This is a genomic window from Streptomyces sp. NPDC004647 (assembly GCF_040609575.1).
Lineage (GTDB): Bacteria > Actinomycetota > Actinomycetes > Streptomycetales > Streptomycetaceae > Streptomyces.
Window position 1 is genome coordinate 116,630 of sequence record NZ_JBEXKU010000006.1, and the last position, 20,373, is coordinate 137,002.

The window sequence follows — 20,373 nt, forward strand, 5'->3', positions numbered from 1 at the left end:
GATCTGCGCTTCCGGGGGAGCCGCCGGACGCCGGCGCGTGTGAGCAGATCGCACCCAGGCGGGGCATGACCGCGCAGCGGTGATGTACTAGAGTTATCTCGACATCGAGATATCTGCCGAGAGCGCACCGCTGCCGCCTCGGGTAAGGGCTACCTAACTGAGCCTTACCTTAGTGGATCGGTCGAGAGCCGTGGCGGCAGGATCGTGGGAGTTACGCGCACATTGATGAAGGAGACTGTCGTGTCGGCGAACAGCTTCGACGCCCGCAGCACGCTGCGCGTGGGCGACGAGTCGTACGAGATCTTCCGGCTGGACAAGGTCGAGGGCTCCGCCCGTCTGCCCTACAGCCTGAAGGTGCTGCTGGAGAACCTGCTCCGTACCGAGGACGGCGCGAACATCACCGCCGACCACATCCGGTCGCTGGGCAACTGGGACTCGAGCGCCCAGCCCAGCGAGGAGATCCAGTTCACGCCGGCCCGCGTGATCATGCAGGACTTCACCGGCGTGCCGTGTGTCGTGGACCTCGCCACCATGCGTGAGGCCGTCAAGGAGCTCGGCGGTGACGCGGCGAAGATCAACCCGCTGGCACCGGCCGAGCTGGTCATCGACCACTCCGTCATCGCCGACAAGTTCGGCACCAACGAGGCGTTCGCGCAGAACGTCGAGCTGGAGTACGGCCGCAACAGGGAGCGCTACCAGTTCCTGCGCTGGGGCCAGACCGCGTTCGACGAGTTCAAGGTCGTCCCGCCCGGCACCGGCATCGTCCACCAGGTCAACATCGAGCACCTGGCCCGTACGGTCATGGTCCGGGGCGGCCAGGCGTACCCCGACACCCTCGTCGGCACCGACTCGCACACCACCATGGTCAACGGCCTCGGCGTGCTCGGCTGGGGCGTCGGCGGCATCGAGGCCGAGGCCGCGATGCTCGGCCAGCCGGTCTCGATGCTCATCCCGCGCGTCGTCGGCTTCAAGCTGACCGGTGAGCTGAAGCCCGGTACCACCGCCACCGACCTGGTGCTGACCATCACCGAGATGCTGCGCAAGCACGGTGTCGTCGGCAAGTTCGTCGAGTTCTACGGTGAGGGCGTCGCCGCCACCTCGCTCGCCAACCGCGCCACCATCGGCAACATGTCGCCGGAGTTCGGCTCCACCGCCGCGATCTTCCCGATCGACGACGAGACCCTGAAATACCTGAAGCTGACCGGCCGCAGCGAGCACCAGGTCGCCCTCGTCGAGGCGTACGCCAAGGAGCAGGGCCTCTGGCTCGACCCGGCCGCCGAGCCGGACTTCTCCGAGAAGCTGGAGCTGGACCTGTCGACGGTCGTCCCGTCGATCGCCGGCCCGAAGCGCCCGCAGGACCGCATCGTCCTCGCCAACGCCGCCCAGCAGTTCTCGCAGGACGTCCGCAACTACGTGGACGACGTGGACGAGGCGGGCAAGGAGTCCTTCCCGGCCTCCGACGCTCCTGCGATCCACCCCAACGGTGCGCCGAGCCGCCCGACTCTCGTCACGGCCCCCGACGGTTCGACGTACGAGATCGACCACGGTGCCGTCACGGTCGCCGCGATCACCTCCTGCACCAACACCTCGAACCCGTACGTCATGGTCGCCGCCGCGCTCGTGGCCAAGAAGGCGGTCGAGAAGGGCCTGACCCGCAAGCCGTGGGTCAAGACCACGCTCGCCCCGGGCTCCAAGGTCGTCACCGACTACTTCGACAAGGCGGGCCTGACCCCCTACCTCGACAAGGTCGGCTTCAACCTCGTCGGCTACGGCTGCACCACCTGCATCGGCAACTCCGGCCCGCTGCCGGACGAGGTCTCCAAGGCCGTCAACGATCACGACCTGGCCGTCACCTCGGTCCTCTCGGGCAACCGCAACTTCGAGGGCCGGATCAACCCCGACGTCAAGATGAACTACCTGGCGTCCCCGCCGCTGGTCGTCGCGTACGCCATCGCCGGTTCGATGAAGGTGAACATCACCAAGGACGCGCTCGGCACGGACCAGGACGGCAAGCCCGTCTACCTCGAGGACATCTGGCCGACCGAGGCCGAGGTCAACGACGTCGTGGCCAACACCATCGGCGAGGACATGTTCAACAAGTCCTACCAGGACGTCTTCGCGGGCGACGCGCAGTGGCAGGCGCTGCCGATCCCGACCGGCAACACCTTCGAGTGGGACCCGCAGTCCACCTACGTCCGTAAGCCCCCCTACTTCGAGGGCATGACGATGGAGACCACCCCGGTCTCGGACATCGGCGGTGCCCGCGTGCTGGCCAAGCTGGGCGACTCGGTCACCACCGACCACATCTCCCCGGCCGGTGCGATCAAGGCCGACACCCCGGCCGGCAAGTACCTCACGGACCACGGCGTCGAGCGTCGCGACTTCAACTCGTACGGCTCGCGCCGAGGCAACCACGAGGTGATGATCCGCGGCACCTTCGCCAACATCCGTCTGCGCAACCAGATCGCGCCGGGCACCGAGGGCGGCTACACCCGCGACTTCACGGTCGAGGGCGGCCCGGTCTCCTTCATTTACGACGCCTCGCAGAACTACCAGGCCGCCGGCACCCCGCTGGTGGTCCTGGCGGGCAAGGAGTACGGCTCCGGCTCGTCCCGCGACTGGGCCGCCAAGGGCACGGCGCTGCTCGGCGTCAAGGCCGTCGTCGCCGAGTCGTACGAGCGCATCCACCGCTCGAACCTCATCGGCATGGGCGTCCTGCCGCTGCAGTTCCCGGAGGGTGCTTCCGCCGAGACTCTCGGCCTGACCGGTGAGGAGACCTTCTCCATCTCCGGCGTGACCGAGCTCAACGACGGCACCACGCCGCGTACCGTCAAGGTCACCGCCGACACCGCCCCCGGCGAAGCCGACAACGTACGCCGTGAGTTCGACGCGGTCGTCCGTATCGACACCCCCGGCGAGGCGGACTACTACCGCAACGGCGGCATCATGCAGTACGTGCTGCGCTCGCTGATCCGCAAGTAACCGGCAGCAGCCGACGCGAGAACGGACGGGCCGCACTCCTCGGAGTGCGGCCCGTCCGCCTTTCCCATGGGGGGAGTGCGTCCGGTCAGGAGAGCAGTTCGATCTCCGCGAGGGTGGCGGAACCGCCCACGGCTTCGAGGCGGTAGTGCCGGTACGACCCCGGGTCGGCGACCGCGAAGGCCCGGGTCTGCCGGTCCCAGGCGAAGGACTGGCCCGACCGCCGGTCCAGGGTCGTCCACTTCTTGCCGTCACGCGAGCCCTTGAGCACCCATCCGGCCGGTGCTTCGGACTTCTTCGACGAGGTCAGGGTGTAGTACGCCACCCGCGATGCCTTCGGCAGCTCCGCCCCGGTCGCGGTGAAGGTTCCGTCCGTGGTGGAGGTGTTGTCGAACAGCGCCGACTCGCCGCGCACCATCGCGTCCTTCATCGGGGACGGCGGCTTGTCACCCTGGGTGATGGAGGTCGGGGCGGCGTTCTTTCCGGAGCCCCAGGCCGACGGCTCGGGGCCCATCGCGAACTCGAGCGTGCCGCCCTTGGCGATGGCGGAGTGCGGCAGCGCCGTCGAGTTCCAGGACGTGCCGTTCAGCTTCAGGCCCTGGACGTAGGTGTTCCGGGCACTGTTCTCCGGCGCCTTCACCACCAGATCGCGGCCGCCCGGCAGATGGACGGTGGCCTTGGTGAACAGCGGCGAGCCGATCGCGTACTCCGGGCTGCCCATCACCAGCGGGTAGAAGCCGAGGGCGCTGAAGACGTACCACGCGGACATCTCGCCGTTGTCCTCGTCGCCCGGATATCCCTGGCCGATCTCGCTGCCGAGGTAGAGCCGGGAGAGCACCTCGCGCACCTTGGCCTGTGTCTTCCAGGGCTGCCCGGCGGCGTCGTACATATAGGTGATGTGGTGCGACACCTGGTTGCTGTGCCCGTACATGCCCATCCGGACGTCGCGTGCCTCGGTCATCTCATGGATGACGCCGCCGTAGGAGCCCGCGTACTTGGGCTCGGCCGTCTCGGGGGTGGCGAAGAACGTGTCGAGCTTCTTCGCGAATCCGCCCTTGCCGCCGTAGAGGTTGGCGAGCCCCCGGGTGTCCTGCGGGGCGGTGAAGGCGAAGTTCCAGCCGTTCGTCTCGGTGTAGTCGTGACCCCAGACGCGCGGATCGTACTTCTCGCTCGGCAGCCGCCACGTGCCGTCGGGGTCCTTGCCCTGGAAGAAGCCGATCGCCGGGTCGAAGTGCTTGACGTAGTTCTGGGCGCGGTTCAGGAAGTACGCCGACTCCTCCTTGTACCGGGCCTTCTTCGTCTTCTCGTAGAGTGCCTCGCCCATCCGGGCGAGGCCGAAGTCGTTGAGATAGCCCTCCAGCGCCCAGGACATTCCCTCGCGGGTCCCGGTGCTGGTGTAGCCGAGGAAGACCGAGGTCTCCATGCCCTTGCGGCCGACTCCGGGGAAGGGCGGGGCGACGGTCGCGTTCTTCAGCGCCGCCTGGTAGGCGGCCTCCGCGTCGAAGTTCACGCCCTTGAGATAGGCGTCGGCGAAGGCCACGTCGGAACTGGTGCCGGTCATCAGGTCGGCGTAGCCGGGCGAGGACCAGCGGGAGATCCAGCCGCCGTCCTTGTACTGCTGGACGAAGCCGTCCGCCAGCTTTCCGGCGCGCTCGGGGGTGAACAGGGAGTACGCGGGCCAGGTCGTCCGGTAGGTGTCCCAGAAGCCGTTGTTGACGTAGACCTCGCCATCGATGATCTTCGCCCCGGTATGGGTCGGGGTGTTCTCACCGGCGGGCGGGGCGAACGGGCTGGCGTACCGGTACGTCGGCTGTGCCGCGGTCCCGGTGTTCTCGAACCCGGAGTTGGGATACAGGTACAGCCGGTAGAGGTTCGAGTAGAGCGTGGTGAGCTGGTCGCGGGTGGCGCCCTCGACCTCGATGACGCCGAGGATGTCGTCCCAGGCGGACTGGGCACGGGCCGTGACCGATTCGAGGGTGGCCGAACCGGGGATCTCCTGCTCGAGGTTGGCCTTGGCCTGGTCGACGCCGATCAGGGAGGTGGCGATGCGCAGGTTGACCGTACGGTCCGCGCCGGGCTTGAACCGGAAGAAGCCGGTGACGTCCTTGCCGCCGCCGCCCGCGAGCTTGCCGCTGTCGCTCACCGGCGCGTCGAAGACGCCGTACACGAAGAGCCGTGTCGCGCCGGTGGACAGACCACTCTTGACATCCGAGTAGCCGGTGACCACGCCGCTCGCCGGGTCGAGGGAGAGCCCGCCCTCGTTGTTGACGTTGTCGAATATCACGCTCGCGTCGTCGCGGGGGAAGGTGAAGCGCATCATCGCCGCGTGGTCGCTCGGCGCGATCTCGGTCTTCAGACCGTTGTCGAAGCTGACCCCGTAGTAGTGGGGGCGGGCCGTCTCGTTCTCGTGGTGGAAGGGGAGGGCGCGGGCTTTGCGGGAGCCGTCTGGTGTGCCGGCGGCCGTGGACGGCATCACCTGGAAGGTCTGGCGGTCGCCCATCCAGGGGCTCGGCTCATGGCTGGCGCTGAAGGCCTGCACGCTGGGGAGATTGTCGTCGTTGTTGGCGCGTGCGTACTCGTAGAGCCAGCTGGTGGATCCGGCGTTGGTGACCGGGGTCCAGAAGTTGAAGCCGTTCGGGACGGCGGTGGCGGGGAAGTTGTTGCCGCGTGAGAAGCCGCCGCTGGAGTTGGTGCCGCGAGTGGTTTCGGCGTAGTTCGAGGGATGGGCCGACACCTGCTCCGGAGCCTTTGGCGCGATCGAGATGTCGTCCACCCAGCCGCGGAACTTCGCCGGGCCCTTCGGGGAGTCGTACGCCACGAGGATCCGGTCGATCGTCTTTCCGGCCGCGACCCCGCCGATCCGGGACTCCTTGTGGTTCCACTGGTTGACGTAGAGGGTCTTGGAGGCGGCCTGGCCCTGGGGGGTGAGCCGGGCGCCGTGCTGGTCGGTCGCGGTGAGGTCGCTCAGATAGGTGCCGTCGGTGAAGGCCAGGTCGAGCGAGACGTGCGTGGCCGGATAGTTGAGGTCCGTTTGGGACATCGACGGGAAGAGCCGGTAGGAGATCAGCGTCTCCCGGGTGACGGCGGTGTCCACGTCGAAGACCTTGTTGTGGGAGTACGCCCGGCCGTCCGGCTTGTGGGTGCCCGCGTAGCGCAGGGCGCGGGTACCGGTGAAGCCGGCGTTGGTCTTGGCGGTGGGGGAGCCCGCCGGGCCGCGATCGGTGTGGGTGCGCATATCGGAGGCCGGGGGCGTGGTGGTGTCCCCGTTCGAGAATTGAATCTCGGCGAGCTGGGTCAGCTCCTCCCCGGCGTTACGGGTGATCGCGAGCCGGTAGTGCCGGTACGCCGTGGCGTTCTCGAACTCGAACTCCCGGGTCTGATGGCGTTCCTCGAACGACTCGCCCTCGCGGGTGTCCAGCGAGGTCCAGTCCTCGGCGTCGTTCGAGCCCTGAAGGGTCCAGTCCCGCGGATCGCGACCGCCCGCGTCGTTGGCCGACGTCAGGGCGTACCGCACTACCGTGACCGATGCGTCCAGATCGAATTCCAGCCAGGCGGTCTTGTCGAAGACGAGCCATTTGCTGTCGGGTTCACCGTCGACGAGGTTTTCCTTGATCTCGCCGCCTTCGGTGTTCTCACCGCTGGCGCGGACCTCGGTTACCTTATCTGTCACATTGCCGGGAATGCCCGACGAAAAGCCACCGTCGACGCCGGAGGCCTTCTTCTTGCCGTCGGGGCCGGTCTCGACGGTGTTGCTCCAGGTCGGCTGAGGGTCGTCCGTCTCGAAGGACGAGGCGAACTTCTCGGCGGACCGGGACGGTTCGCGTGGCTGGGCCGCCGCCGAACCCTGGGCGGTCGGGATCAGCACGACGACGGCCGCCATCAGGGCGGCCGTACGTCCATGACCTCGCCGTCGTCTGCGCTGCATATCCAGCCCCTCCAACGATATTGACAACGTTGTCAATCGGGTTGCGCAGAAATAAGTAATGGTTGATGGGGCCGGTGGTGTCAAGGGAGTTGGAGATTCCACTCCGACGGGTGAGTGAAGTGGTGTTGCGTGAACCCGGTCGTACCGGTTCGGTCCGGTAGTCCTCCGACGCATTTCCCCGAGGTCTCAACTCGGGAAAGACTGCCGCCCAACCCTGCATTCGATCTTGCCCAGTTGACGGTGAGTGGACTATACCTGTCCGCGTCCGAGAGACCGTACGAAACCGGTCGCGGAACCGGGGAGAAGGAGCGGCGGCACGTCACGGTACCGGCCGCCGCGACGCTCCGACCGATCCCGGTGCACGCCCAGCACGACCCGAGCTTCAAACGACCGCGGTGCCGGGGAGGCTCCCGTTCACCGCCTGAGTCCTGGAGAAGGCGAGGACTTGAGCATGGGACCCACCTCCGGCCACGGCCGCCGCGATCTGATCAAGCGGGCGGCGGCGATCGGCCTGATCGCAGTGCCGTCGATGAGCGCGCTGTCTGCCTGTGCGAGCAGCGACAGCGGCAGCGACAACAAGGTCGACAAGGGCAAGAAGACCGACAAGAACCCGCTCGGAGTCAACGCGAGTGCGCCACTTGAGGTCGTCATCTTCGACGGCGGATTCGGTGAGCAGTACGCCAAGGACGCCGAGGCCGTCTACCGGAAGACGTATCCGAAGGCGAAGGTCAAGCACGCGGCGACGCAGAAGATCCAGTCGGTGCTGCAGCCGCGCTTCAACGGCGGCACCCCGCCGGACCTGATCGACAACTCCGGCGCCGAGCAGATGGACATGGGCGTTCTCGTCGGCAAGAAGCAGCTGGCCGACCTCACCCCGCTGCTGGACGCGCCGTCCATCGACGACCCGAAGAAGAAGGTGCGCGACACGCTGCGCCCGGGCGTCGTGGAGATGGGCCAGTTCGACGGACAGCCGGTCTGGATCTTCTACTACGCCTACACCGTGTACGGCGTGTGGTACTCGCAGACGGCGCTCGACAAGCTGGACGCGGAATACCCGGAGACCTGGGACGACATGCTCGCGGTCTGCGCCAAGGCGAAGAAGAAGGGCATGGCGGGCTGGACGTACGCGGGCAAGCACCCGTACTACGTGCCGTTCTCGCTGTACCCGTTCATCGCCAAGATCGGTGGCCGCGAGGTCCTCGACGCGATCGACAACCTCGAGCCCAATGCCTGGAAACACCCGGCGGTGAAGGCGGCCTTCGAGGCGTACTACGAGCTTTACAAGAAGGGCTACATCCTCAAGGGCACGCCCGGCCTGGATCACATTCAGTCACAAACCGCATGGAATGAGGGCAAAGCGCTATTTCTCCCCAATGGCTCCTGGGTGGAGAACGAGGCGAAGCAGACCACGCCGAAGGACTTCGACATGCGGGTCTCGGCCCCGTCCGGCCTCGATAAGTCCGACACGATGCCGTTCGGCACGATATGGGCGTCCGGAGGCGAGCCCTTCATCGTCCCGGCGAAGGCGAAGAACCCCGACGGCGGCATGGAGCAGCTGCGCATCATGCTCAGCGAGGCCTCGTCGAAGAACTTCACGAAGCAGGTCTCCTCGCTGACCTCCTTCGACGGCGGCACCGACGGGCTGACCCTGCCTCCGGGCCTCACCTCCGCGATCGCCGCCCTGGACAAGGCCGGTGACAACGTGGTGAACCCGCGTATCCAGGACTGGTACGTGGCGCTGCAGAAGGAGAAGATCGGCGTCGCGGGTCTCGGCGAGCTGATGGCCGGACGGCTCACTCCGGTCGAGGCCATCAAGAAGATCCAGGCCTTCGCCGACGAGGCGGCCAAGGACGACTCCATCAAGCACTACAAGCACCAGTGAGCGCTCGTCACCAGCGGCGGCATCCGCAAGACGATCGAGGTCGGTAGCCATGCATCACGGTAAGTACCGGTTCATCGTGGGGTTCCTGGCGGCTCCTCTGGCGATATACACGCTCTTCGTCATATGGCCGTTCATCCAGTCCATCTACTATTCGTTCACGGACTGGACCGGCCTGAGCCCGGACTTCGAAATGGTCGGCTTCGGCAACTACGACCGGATGCTCAGCGACGACATCTTCTGGAAGTCGTTGCAGCACAGCCTGACCTTCGCTCTGCTGCTGCCGCTGGTGACGATCGGCCTCGCGCTCTTCTTCGCCTTCATGCTCAATGTCGGCGGGCGGCGCCGGAAGGGCGCGGCCATCGCCGGCGTGCGCGGCTCGTCCTTCTACAAGATCGTGTACTTCTTCCCGCAGGTGCTCTCGATCGTGATCGTCGCCCTGCTCTTCCAGTTCGCGTACAACCCGAGCAGTGGCGCGATCAACTCGGCGCTGCAGGCCGTCGGCCTCGACAGCATCCAGCCGGACTGGCTCGGAGACCCCCGACTCGCGCTGTGGTGCGTCATGGCGGTCATGGTCTGGAGCACCGTCGGATTCTTTGTGGTGCTCTTCTCCGCCGGAATGTCCTCGATACCCAAGGACTATTACGAGGCGGCGCTGCTGGACGGTGCGAACCGCATCACGACCTTTTTCCGGATCACCCTGCCGCTGCTCTGGGACACCGTGCAGTCGGGCTGGGTCTACATGGGAATTCTGGCGCTCGGCGCGGAGTCCTTCGCGGTCGTGCAGATCATGACCGTGGGCCCCAACGGAGGCGGCCCCGACTACTCCACGACCGTCCTTCCGCTGTATGTGTACGTCAAGGCCTTCCGTGACGGCCAGGCGGCCTACGCCACAACGATCGGCGTCGCTCTGCTCATCGTCACGCTGGCTTTCGCGGCCATCGTGATGCGGCTGGGCCGGCGCGAGCGGCTGGAGTACTGATGAAGACCACCGACACCCCTCCCGCCGGCGCCGTCGGCGAGCGCCCTCCTGGGCGGAAGACGGCCGGCGCCGCCGTGAACACGAAGCGGCACAGCGAGGGAAAGACGCTCAATGTCTTCTCCCACGGGATGCTGATCCTCTGGTCCTTCATGGTCGTCCTGCCGCTGCTCTGGGCGGTGATGACGTCCTTCAAGACCGACCGGGCGATCTTCACCTCGCCCTGGAGTCTGCCCACGTCACTGGAGTTCGGGAACTGGTCGCGGGCCTGGACCCAGGCACATATGAGCGACTATTTCCTCAACACCGTTCTGGTGGTGGGAGGGTCGCTGATCGGCACCATGCTGTTCGGTTCCATGGCGGCCTATGTGCTGGCCCGATTCGAATTTCCCGGGAATCGCTTCATCTACTTCCTCTTCATCGGAGGGATGAGCTTCCCGATCATTCTGGCGCTGGTCCCGTTGTTCTACGTGATGAACAACATGGGCATGCTGAACACGCTCCACGGGCTCATCCTGGTCTATATCGCCTACTCCCTTCCCTTCACCGTCTTCTTCCTCACCGCGTTCTTCAGGACGCTGCCGACCTCGGTGGCCGAAGCGGCGCTCATCGACGGCGCCTCCCACGCCAGGACGTATTTCCAGGTGATGCTGCCGATGGCCAAACCCGGCCTGATCAGCGTCGGCATCTTCAATTTCCTGGGGCAGTGGAACCAGTACATGCTGCCGACGGTGCTCAACACCGACCAGGACCGGAAGGTCCTCTCGCAGGGACTGGTCCAGCTCGCGGTCAGCCAGGGCTACAAGGGTGACTGGTCCGGGCTCTTCGCCGGTCTGGTGATGGCGATGCTGCCGGTGCTCGCCGCGTACATCATCTTCCAGCGTCAGGTGGTCGCGGGCCTGACCGCCGGCGCCCTGAAGTGAACACCCGCCCGGCGCGCCCGTACGTCCTGTGATGACGTACGGGCGCGCTGTGTGCAATGTCGCTCATCCGATGGCTCCCCCGCTCAAGGCCTTGACGGGAAACAACCTCTGGGGCTCTGCTTAGAGTTCACATGTTGTATACGACGGGGTCTCGATGGCGCGGCTCCGTCCTGCCCCCAGGTGGGAGTGATCAGACCGTGGTGGAGACTCCGGGCTCGCAGTCGTCGCTGCACCGGGCCAATCTCGAGCGGGTCGTCCGCGCGGTACGGCTGTCCGGTTCGCTCACCCAGGCGGAGATCGCCCGGAGCACCGGGCTGTCCGCCGCCACGGTCTCCAATATCGTCCGGGAGCTCAAAGACGGCGGAACCGTGCAGGTCACGCCCACCTCGGCGGGCGGACGGAGGGCCCGCAGCGTCTCGCTCAGCGGGGACGCCGGGATCGTCGTCGGCGTCGACTTCGGCCATACGCACCTGCGCGTCGCCGTCGGCAATCTGGCCCACCAGGTGCTCGCCGAGGAATCCGAGCCGCTGGATGTGGACGCCTCCGCGGCGCAGGGCTTCGACCGGGCGGAACACCTGGTCAACCGGCTGATCGAGGCAACCGGCATCGCCCCCGGCAAGGTCGTCGGAGTGGGACTCGGCGTGCCGGGCCCGATCGATGTGGAGACGGGCACGCTGGGCTCGACCGCGATCCTGCCCGGCTGGACGGGGACGAACCCCCGCGAGGAACTGACCGGCCGGCTCGGCGTACCCGTGCACGTGGACAACGACGCCAACCTCGGCGCCCTGGGCGAGCTGGTCTGGGGCAGTGGCCGGGGTGTGAAGGACCTGGCCTACATCAAGGTCGCCAGCGGTGTCGGCGCCGGCCTGGTGATCAATGGCCAGATCTACCGCGGCCCGGGCGGCACGGCCGGGGAGATCGGCCACATCACGCTGGACGAGTCCGGGCCGGTCTGCCGCTGCGGCAACCGCGGCTGCCTGGAGACCTTCACCGCGGCCCGCTACGTCCTCGGGCTGCTGCGCTCCAGCCACGGCCCCGAGCTGACCGTGGAGCGCATGGTGCAGCTGGCCAGGGAGGGCGACCCGGGCTGCCGCAGGGTGGTCGGCGACGTGGGCCGGCACATCGGCAGCGGGGTGGCCAATCTGTGCAACCTCCTCAACCCGAGCCGGGTGGTGCTCGGGGGCGATCTGGCGGAGGCCGGCGAGCTGGTGCTGGCGCCCATCCGGGACTCGGTCGCGCGGTACGCGATCCCCAGCGCGGCCCGGCGGCTGTCGGTGGTACCGGGCGCCCTGGGAGGGCGTGCCGAGGTGCTCGGCGCGCTCGCGCTGGTGCTTAATGAAATGGGCGATTCAACCCTTTTGGATGGTTCCACGGCAGTTGAGGCGCCCGCCTTCACTTAGATAACGAATGGCACCGTTGCCATCTCGTTAAGGATTTACTTCTTGACGGCCAGCTGGCGGCCGAGTTGACTTCCAGCCACCTCGGCCGCAACGACGCGGCCTCGTCAGGGAGGTTCCACAGATGAACGCAACGATGCGTCGCGTTGTAGTCGGCACGGCCGCGGTTTCGATGGCGTTGTCCATGGCCGCGTGTGGCAAGGCCGGCAGTGACAGCGGTGACAGCGACAACAAGACCATCGGTCTGCTGCTGCCGGAGAACAAGACGACTCGCTACGAGACCTTCGACCGGCCGTTGATGGAAGCGAAGATCACGTCCCTCTGCAAGGAGTGCGATGTCGCCTACAACAACGCCAACCAGGACACCGAGACCCAGAAGAAGCAGTTCGACGCCCTGATCACCAAGGGCGTGAAGGTCATCATCCTGGACCCGGTGGACGCCACCGCGACCAAGTCCTGGGTCGACGCCGCCGCCAAGAAGGGCGTCAAGGTCGTCGCGTACGACCGGCTGGCCGAGGGCGACATCTCCGCGTACGTGTCCTACGACAACGAGAAGATCGGCCAGCTCCAGGGCCAGGGCGTGGTCAACGCGCTCGGCGACAAGGCCGGTGACAGCCGGGTCGTGATGATCAACGGCTCCCCGACCGACCCCAACGCCGGCCTCTTCAAGGCGGGCGCGCACAAGGTCCTGGACGCCAAGGTCAAGAAGGTCGTCTTCGAGCAGGACATCCCCGACTGGTCGCCGGACGAGGCCAACAAGAAGATGGCTGCCGCCATCACCTCCCTGGGCAAGAACGGCTTCGACGCCGTCTACTCCGCCAACGACGGCATGGCCGGCGGCATCACCACCGCCCTGAAGTCGTCCGGCATCAAGGACGTACCGGTGGGCGGCCAGGACTCCGAGCTCGCCGGCCTCCAGCGGATCCTCGCGGGCAGCCAGACCTTCACCATCTACAAGGGCATCAAGCCGGAGGCCGAGACCACCGCAGAGATCGCGGTGAAGCTCCTCAAGGGCGAGAGCATCAGCTCGATCGCCCCGCAGAAGGCCGACAGCAAGAGCAAGAAGGGCATCCCGACCAAGCTCTACGACGCCACGATCGTGACCAAGGACAACATCCAGGACACGATCATCAAGGACAAGGTCTACACCGCCGACAAGATCTGCACGGCCGACTTCGAGAAGGCCTGCAAGGACGCCGGCATCCAGTAGCCACCGGCTGCCGAGCCGAAAGGCCGTCAAGCCGAAAGGCCGTCAGCCGAAAGGCTGTCAGGCCATAGGGCCGACAGGCGTACGGCCTTCCAGCCGTACGCCGGAAGCCCGTCCGGCATCCGCCCCGCCTCCGCCCCGCTGACGGGGCGGATGCCGGACAATCCCAGCATTCCTCTTGCTCTCGCACTGTCCTCCGCGCATCCTTCGATGCGCGGCATCCCCGCCGGTCAGGCGGCGAAGGAGATGATTCACGTGTCCGCTACGCCCGTGCTGGCGTTGCGCGGGGTCTCCAAGCGGTTCGGCGCCGTCCAGGCGCTCACCGACGTCCATCTGGAGATCCACCCCGGCGAGGTGGTCGCCCTCGTCGGCGACAACGGCGCCGGAAAGTCCACCCTGGTCAAGACGGTCGCGGGCGTACACCCGATCGACGAGGGCGTCATCGAGTGGGAAGCCCGGCCGGTCAACATCCACCGGCCGCACGACGCCCAGAATCTCGGCGTCGCCACCGTGTACCAGGACCTGGCTCTGTGCGACAACCTCGATGTCGTCGCGAACCTCTTCCTCGGCAACGAGCTGCGCCGCGCGAGCGTCATCAACGAGGTGGCGATGGAGAAGCGCGCCAAGGAGCTGCTGGACACGCTGTCCATCCGTATCCCCAGCGTGCGCATCCCGATCGCGTCGCTCTCCGGCGGTCAGCGCCAGGTCGTCGCGATCGCCCGCGCCCTGATCGGTGACCCCAAGGTCGTCATCCTCGACGAGCCCACCGCCGCCCTCGGTGTCGAGCAGACCGCTCAGGTCCTCGACCTGGTGGAGCGGCTGCGCGAGCGGGGCCTCGGCGTCATCCTCGTCAGCCACAACATGGCCGATGTGAAGGCCGTCGCCGACCGGGTCGCGGTGCTGCGCCTCGGCCGCAACAACGGTGTCTTCTCCGTCAGGGACACCTCCCACGAAGAGATCATCGCCGCGATCACCGGTGCCACGGACAACGCCGTGACCCGTCGTCAGGCACGCAGCGCGGAGGCAGTGAAGTGAGCGACGCACGTGAGGCCGCCCGGCGGCAGACGACGACGATGGCCACGCCTCTGCGCCGCGCGGGCGGAGAAGCGAACGGAGAGGCACAGTGAGCGACACCCTGAAGGACCGCGGGGACTCCTCGCAGGTCGTCGACGACAGCGCGGCCCCGATCCCCGCCGTCGACCCCCGGCTGCTCGTACGCGAAGAGGGCCTCAAGGGCTATCTGACCGAGTTCAAGCGGAAGGTGCGCGGTGGCGAGCTCGGCTCGATCCCCGTCGTCATCGGCCTGATCGTCATCGGCATCATCTTCCAGTCGCTCAACGCGAGCTTCCTGTCCGCCGACAGCCTCAGCAACATCAGCATCTACATCGCCGGCCAGGGCATCATGGCCGTCGGCATCGTCTTCGTCCTGCTGCTGGGCGAGATCGATCTGTCCGTCGGTTCGGTCGCCGGTGTCGGTGCCGCCATCTGGGCGGTGCTCAGCGTCACCCACGGGATGAACGACGGACTCGCGGTGCTGGTCGCGATCGCCGCCGGCGCACTGATCGGCGGGTTCCACGGCTTCTTCTTCGCCAAGATCGGCGTGCCGGCCTTTGTGGTCACCCTCGCCGGCTTCCTCGGCTGGAGCGGTCTGCAGATCTGGCTGATGGGCAACGAGGGCAGCATCAACACGCCCAGCGGCAGCATCGTGGAGAACCTCACCAACTACTACTTCGACGACGTTGCCGCCGCCTACGGTCTGGCCCTCGTCGCCGTCCTCGCTTACCTCGCGTCGATGATGCTGGACAGCGGGCGCCGGCGCGCCGCCAACCTGCCGACCCGCCCGCTCAGCGAGATCGCGCTGCGGACCGTCGTGCTCGGCGCGGTCGTCTTCGCGGCGGCCTACGAGCTCAACCAGTCGAGCGGGCTGCCCCTCGCCCTGGTGATCTTCCTGGCGGTCCTGGTCCTGACCGACTTCGTCGTGCGGCGCACCTCGTACGGCCGGCAGATCTTCGCGGTCGGCGGCAACGCCGAGGCCGCCCGTCGCGCCGGTATCAATGTCGAGAAAGTCCGGATCACGGTCTTTATGATCGCCGGTACGCTCGCCGTGTTCGGCGGCCTGTTCATCGCCAGCCAGTCCGGCGGCGCGACCAAGAGCCTGGGCGCCGGCAATGTGCTCATGAACGTCATCGCCGCGGCCGTCATCGGCGGCACGAGCCTCTTCGGCGGACGCGGCAAGATCTGGTCCGCGCTGCTCGGCATGCTGGTCATCCAGTCGATCCAGCAGGGCCTGAACCTGCTCGGTATGGCCAGTGAGATCCAGTTCATGATCACCGGCGCGGTGCTGCTGGCCGCGGTCGTGATCGACTCGGTCTCCCGCAGGACCCAGAAGTCGGCGGGCCGTACCTGACCGCGAGCTCCCGCACGGCTCTGCCCGGCACCGGCCCCATTCGGTGCCGGGCACAGCCATGCCCATCGGCCATCTGCGTGACGTACATCGCACGGCCCGATCCACGGCGTCGCGGGCGGAACATTAGACTCGACAGACCGGCAAAATTCGACAGGCACAGCTTCGACTGCACAGGAGGCATGGGTGGCGCTGCTGACCCGCATCACGGGACCGCGCGATCTGGACCGGCTCGGCCCGGAGCAGCTGAATCAGCTGGCGGCAGAGATTCGCACCTTCCTCGTCGATGCCGTCTCCAAGACCGGTGGACACCTCGGCCCCAATCTGGGCGTTGTCGAACTCACGATCGCCCTGCACCGGGTCTTCGACTCGCCGAAGGACAAGGTGCTCTTCGACACCGGGCACCAGTCCTACGTCCACAAGCTGCTCACCGGCCGTCAGGACTTCTCCGGGCTCAGGGTCAGAGGCGGGCTCTCCGGCTATCCCTCACGTGCCGAGTCCGAGCACGATGTCATCGAGAACAGTCATGCTTCGACCGTTCTGGGCTGGGCCGACGGGCTGGCGAAGGCCAATGAGGTGCTGCGCCGGGACGACCATGTGGTCGCGGTCATCGGTGACGGTGCGCTGACGGGCGGTATGGCCTGGGAGGCGTTGAACAACATCGCGGCCGCGAAGGACCGTCCGCTGGTCATCGTGGTCAACGACAACGAGCGTTCCTACGCGCCGACGATCGGTGGTCTGGCGAACCACCTGGCCACGCTGCGTACGACCGACGGCTATGAGCGTTTCCTGGCGCGTGGCAAGGAGATGCTGGGCCGTACTCCGGTTGTCGGCCGGCCGTTGTACGAGACGCTGCACGGTGCCAAGAAGGGGCTGAAGGACTTCATCGCCCCGCAGGGCATGTTCGAGGACCTGGGTCTGAAGTACGTCGGTCCGATCGACGGACATGACATCGAGGCCGTGGAGTCGGCGCTCCAGCGTGCCAAGCGCTTCGGCGGCCCGGTCATCGTGCACTGCCTCACCGAGAAGGGCCGCGGATACCAGCCAGCCGTCCAGGACGAGGCCGACCGCTTCCACGCCGTCCCGGTCATCCACCCGGACACCGGCCTGCCGGTCTCCGCCGCCGGCGCCGACTGGACCTCGGTCTTCGGCGAGGAGATGGTCGAACTCGGCAAGGCGCGCAAGGACATCGTCGCCATCACCGCGGCGATGCTCCAGCCCGTCGGCCTGGAGAAGTTCGCGAAGGCCTTCCCGGACCGCGTGTACGACGTGGGCATCGCCGAGCAGCACGGCGCGGTCTCCGCCGCGGGCCTGGCCACCGGCGGCCTGCACCCCGTCTTCGCCGTCTACGCCACCTTCCTCAACCGCGCCTTCGACCAGGTACTGATGGACGTCGCGCTGCACAAGTGCGGAGTCACCTTCGTCCTGGACCGGGCGGGTGTCACCGGCACCGACGGCGCCTCCCACAACGGCATGTGGGACATGTCGATCCTGCAGTGCGTGCCGACGCTGCGGATCGCCGCACCGCGCGACGCCGACCAGCTCCGCGCCCAGCTGCGCGAGGCCGTCGAGGTCGATGACGCCCCCACCGTCGTCCGTTACTCCAAGGGCGCGGTCGGCCCGGCCGTCAAGGCCGTCGGCCGTATCGGCGGTATGGACGTACTGCGGAAGCCGGCCGGCGACGCTCTCCCCCACAGCCTGAACGGCATGGGCGGTACCCCCATCGACGTCCTCCTGGTCTCCGTCGGCGCGCTCGCACCGATGAGCCTGGAGATCGCCGACCTCCTCGACAAGCAGGGAATCTCCACGACCGTCGTCGACCCGCGCTGGGTCAAGCCGGTGGACGAGCAGCTCGCCCCGCTCGCCGAGCACCACCGGGTCGTCGTCACCGTCGAGGACAACAGCCGGGCCGGCGGCGTCGGTTCGGCCGTCGCACAGGCGCTGCGCGACGCGGGCGTGGACGTGCCGCTGCGCGACTTCGGCATCCCGCCCCGCTTCCTGGACCACGCCTCCCGCAAGGAGGTCCTGGCCGAGATCGGGCTGACCGCGCCGGACATCGCCCGCCAGGTCACCGGTCTGGTGGCCAAGCTCGACGGCAGGTTCGAGGACGAGCCGGCCGAGGCCGCCCGCGACTAGTGCCCTCCCGGCAACGTTTGCCCCGTCGCGCCCGGCACGCACTCCCCCTCCCTTCGGCCGGGTGGGGGCACCCCCAGCGGTAGCTGGGGGAGTGCCACCAGCCGCGTTGGCCAAAAGCCCCGGTAGCTCCGCTACGAGGGCTTCCGGCCGCCTTGCGATCGCACGCACCGGACGACGCTCCTTGACGGGCAGCGTTGCCGGTCGCGGCGCTAACTGCCGCAGAAGGGCGTCCGCAGGCAGACCCTGCGGCGTCCCGTACCACCCGCACTCCGGGCCGGTCGGACATCCCTACGGGTAGTCCGACCGGCCCAGTGCTTTTCCCGCCGACCGTCCCCATAGGGTGAATAACTCCTCCGCCAGGGTGTAGCCCTGGCCCTCCAGCACGGGTACGAGAAGCATGACGCGGACGAGTGCGCGTGGAGGTGCGACGGTGAGCATGCAGGAACCGAGGAACCGCAGCGCCGGAGGCGGCTACTTCCGGACCAAGTCGATCGAGCAGTCCATCCAGGACACCGAAGAGCCCGATCACGCGCTGACCAGATCTCTCTCCGCCCTCGACCTCACGGTCTTCGGCGTGGGTGTCATCATCGGCACCGGCATCTTCGTTCTCACCGGGGCGGTGGCCAAGGAGAACGCGGGTCCCGCCGTCGCACTCGCCTTCGTGACAGCCGGTGTGGTGTGTGCGCTGGCCGCCCTCTGCTACGCCGAGTTCGCCTCGACAGTGCCGGTGGCCGGATCCGCGTACACCTTCAGTTACGCGTCGCTCGGCGAGTTGCCCGCCTGGATCATCGGCTGGGACCTGATGCTCGAAATGGCGCTCGGCACCGCCGTCGTCGCGGTCGGCTGGTCCGGCTATGTGCGGTCGCTGATGGACAACGCCGACTGGCATCTGCCGAACGGCCTGCAGGGGGCGGCGGCGGACGGATTCGGCTTCGACCTTCTGGCCTTTCTGCTGGTGCTCGTCCTGACCGCGATTCTGGTTCTCGGGATGAAGCTGTCCGCGCGCGTGACCGCTCTCGTCGTCGCGATCAAGGTGACCGTGGTGCTGCTGGTCATCATCGCCGGCGCCTTCTTCATCGAGGGCTCCAACTACTCGCCGTTCATCCCGGAGGCGACAGGATCCATTGCGGGTTCCGGTCTCGACGCACCGCTCATCCAGCTGATGTTCGGCTACGAGCCGACGACCTTCGGTGTCCAGGGCATCTTCACCGCCGCCTCCGTGGTCTTCTTCGCCTTCATCGGCTTCGACATCGTGGCGACGGCGGCCGAGGAGACCAGGAACCCGCAGCGCGACATGCCGCGCGGCATCCTCGGCTCCCTCCTCATCTGCACCGTGCTGTACGTCGCCGTGTCCATCGTGGTCACCGGCATGCAGAACTACACCCAGCTGTCGGTGGACGCCCCGCTGGCCGACGCCTTCAAAGCCACCGGCCATCCCATCTACGGGGGCTTCATCAGCTTCGGCGCCGCGGTCGGTCTCACCACGGTGTGCATGATTCTTCTGCTCGGCCAGACGCGCGTGTTCTTCGCGATGAGCCGTGACGGCCTGCTTCCCCGGTTCTTCTCCAGGGTGCATCCCCAGTTCGCCACGCCCTACCGTTCGACGGTCCTGCTCGGCTGCGTCGTCGCCGTCATCGCGGGCTTCACCAGCATCGAGGAGCTGGCCGAACTGGTGAACATCGGCACGCTCTTCGCCTTTGTGGTCGTCGCGCTGGGCGTCATCATCCTGCGCCGCACCCGCCCGGACCTGCCTCGTGCCTTCCGTACGCCGTGGGTGCCGGTGCTGCCCATCGCCTCGGTGTGCGCCTCGCTGTGGCTGATGCTGAACCTGCCGGCCGAGACCTGGGTGCGGTTCGGCGCGTGGATGATCGCCGGCTTCGTCATCTACTTCGTCTACGGGCGCGCGCACAGCCGGATGAGCGCCACGACCAAGCTCTAGACCCGGCCGCTACTCGCCGACGTCGGTGCGTACGGCGTGCGGACCCACGCACACCGCGCCGTACGCGGTCACCCGCCGCCGCAACTCCCGGTCGGCGGTGACCACCAGAGACGGCCGCCCGGACGCCTCCCGCGCCAGCTCCACGATCCGGTCGTCACCGCTCCCGGCCGCGGACTCCACCCGGACGCCCGGTACGGATTCCACGCCCTTCGCCGCTCCCTCGACCACGAGCACGATCTCCGGCGGCGCATCAGTGGCCCACTCGGGTACGCCCCGGCTCCGGGGCAGCGTGTCCTGGGCAAGCTGCGCCAGCCGGTCCCGCAGGCGCTCCGCCGCGCCACGGCGGTCCCGCCACCAGCCGTCCGGTACGGAGCCCACCGTGTTGGCCGCGTCCACGATCACCAGAGGCCGTTCTGCTGCGTTCACGGCAGCCACCCTGCCACGGCTCTCCCGCAGCATGACTGCCCCCGGCCTCGACACGTAAGAATGCCGGAAGCGGGGGGGCCCCGGGGGGCCCGGGGCGGGGGGGGCCCGCGCCGCCACACAAACCCGGGGCGAGGCCCAAAACCGCGGCCCACGCGCAGGCCCGGGACGCGGGGGAGCGG

Annotated in this window: 13 protein-coding genes; 10 read left to right on the forward strand and 3 right to left on the reverse strand. The window is 67.5% G+C overall.

Annotation, left to right across the window (positions count from 1 at the left end):
• Positions 1-240: 240 nt before the first annotated feature.
• Complete coding sequence (acnA, locus tag ABZW18_RS04570; protein WP_356181988.1) at positions 241-2,982, forward strand: aconitate hydratase AcnA; 2,742 nt, start codon at positions 241-243, stop codon at positions 2,980-2,982.
• 85 nt (positions 2,983-3,067) lie between these two features.
• Here the strand turns inward: acnA and ABZW18_RS04575 are convergent, their stop codons facing one another.
• Complete coding sequence (locus ABZW18_RS04575) at positions 3,068-6,904, reverse strand: GH92 family glycosyl hydrolase (protein ID WP_356181990.1); 3,837 nt, start codon at positions 6,902-6,904, stop codon at positions 3,068-3,070.
• 451 nt (positions 6,905-7,355) lie between these two features.
• Between ABZW18_RS04575 and ngcE the strand changes: the two genes are divergently transcribed.
• The 8 genes from ngcE to dxs all read left to right on the forward strand — a co-directional run bounded on the left by ngcE (position 7,356) and on the right by dxs (position 17,829).
• Positions 7,356-8,786 (forward strand): N-acetylglucosamine/diacetylchitobiose ABC transporter substrate-binding protein, encoded by a 1,431-nt coding sequence (gene ngcE / locus ABZW18_RS04580; RefSeq protein WP_356181993.1) that lies wholly within the window; start codon positions 7,356-7,358, stop codon positions 8,784-8,786.
• A 49-nt stretch (positions 8,787-8,835) separates the two neighbouring features.
• Positions 8,836-9,765, forward strand: coding sequence for a sugar ABC transporter permease (locus ABZW18_RS04585; RefSeq protein WP_356181995.1), 930 nt, complete (start codon positions 8,836-8,838; stop codon positions 9,763-9,765).
• Complete coding sequence (locus ABZW18_RS04590; protein ID WP_356181997.1) at positions 9,765-10,685, forward strand: carbohydrate ABC transporter permease; 921 nt, start codon at positions 9,765-9,767, stop codon at positions 10,683-10,685. Before ABZW18_RS04585 ends, ABZW18_RS04590 begins: the two co-directional genes overlap by 1 nt.
• A gap of 200 nt (positions 10,686-10,885) precedes the next feature.
• Positions 10,886-12,085, forward strand: coding sequence for an ROK family transcriptional regulator (locus ABZW18_RS04595; RefSeq protein WP_356182035.1), 1,200 nt, complete (start codon positions 10,886-10,888; stop codon positions 12,083-12,085).
• 121 nt (positions 12,086-12,206) lie between these two features.
• On the forward strand, positions 12,207-13,292 hold the full coding sequence (locus ABZW18_RS04600; RefSeq protein WP_356181999.1) for a substrate-binding domain-containing protein: 1,086 nt from the start codon (positions 12,207-12,209) through the stop codon (positions 13,290-13,292).
• Between the two features lie 243 nt (positions 13,293-13,535).
• Entirely contained in the window at positions 13,536-14,324 is a 789-nt protein-coding gene (locus ABZW18_RS04605) for an ATP-binding cassette domain-containing protein (protein ID WP_356182038.1), read from the forward strand.
• Between the two features lie 100 nt (positions 14,325-14,424).
• Positions 14,425-15,696 (forward strand): sugar ABC transporter permease, encoded by a 1,272-nt coding sequence (locus tag ABZW18_RS04610; protein WP_356182041.1) that lies wholly within the window; start codon positions 14,425-14,427, stop codon positions 15,694-15,696.
• A gap of 183 nt (positions 15,697-15,879) precedes the next feature.
• Positions 15,880-17,829, forward strand: coding sequence for a 1-deoxy-D-xylulose-5-phosphate synthase (gene dxs, locus ABZW18_RS04615; RefSeq protein WP_356182002.1), 1,950 nt, complete (start codon positions 15,880-15,882; stop codon positions 17,827-17,829).
• A 288-nt stretch (positions 17,830-18,117) separates the two neighbouring features.
• Here dxs and ABZW18_RS04620 read toward each other — a convergent pair whose 3' ends face one another.
• Entirely contained in the window at positions 18,118-18,267 is a 150-nt protein-coding gene (locus tag ABZW18_RS04620) for a hypothetical protein (RefSeq protein ID WP_356182005.1), read from the reverse strand.
• Between ABZW18_RS04620 and ABZW18_RS04625 the strand changes: the two genes are divergently transcribed.
• Entirely contained in the window at positions 18,266-19,768 is a 1,503-nt protein-coding gene (locus ABZW18_RS04625; RefSeq protein WP_356182008.1) for an amino acid permease, read from the forward strand. The genes ABZW18_RS04620 and ABZW18_RS04625 overlap by 2 nt on opposite strands.
• Before the next feature lie 9 nt (positions 19,769-19,777).
• On the opposite strand, the gene ABZW18_RS04630 is transcribed toward ABZW18_RS04625, so the two are convergent.
• Positions 19,778-20,194: an NTP pyrophosphohydrolase gene (locus ABZW18_RS04630; protein WP_356182011.1), complete on the reverse strand. Its 417-nt coding sequence runs from the start codon at positions 20,192-20,194 to the stop codon at positions 19,778-19,780.
• Positions 20,195-20,373: the final 179 nt, after the last annotated feature.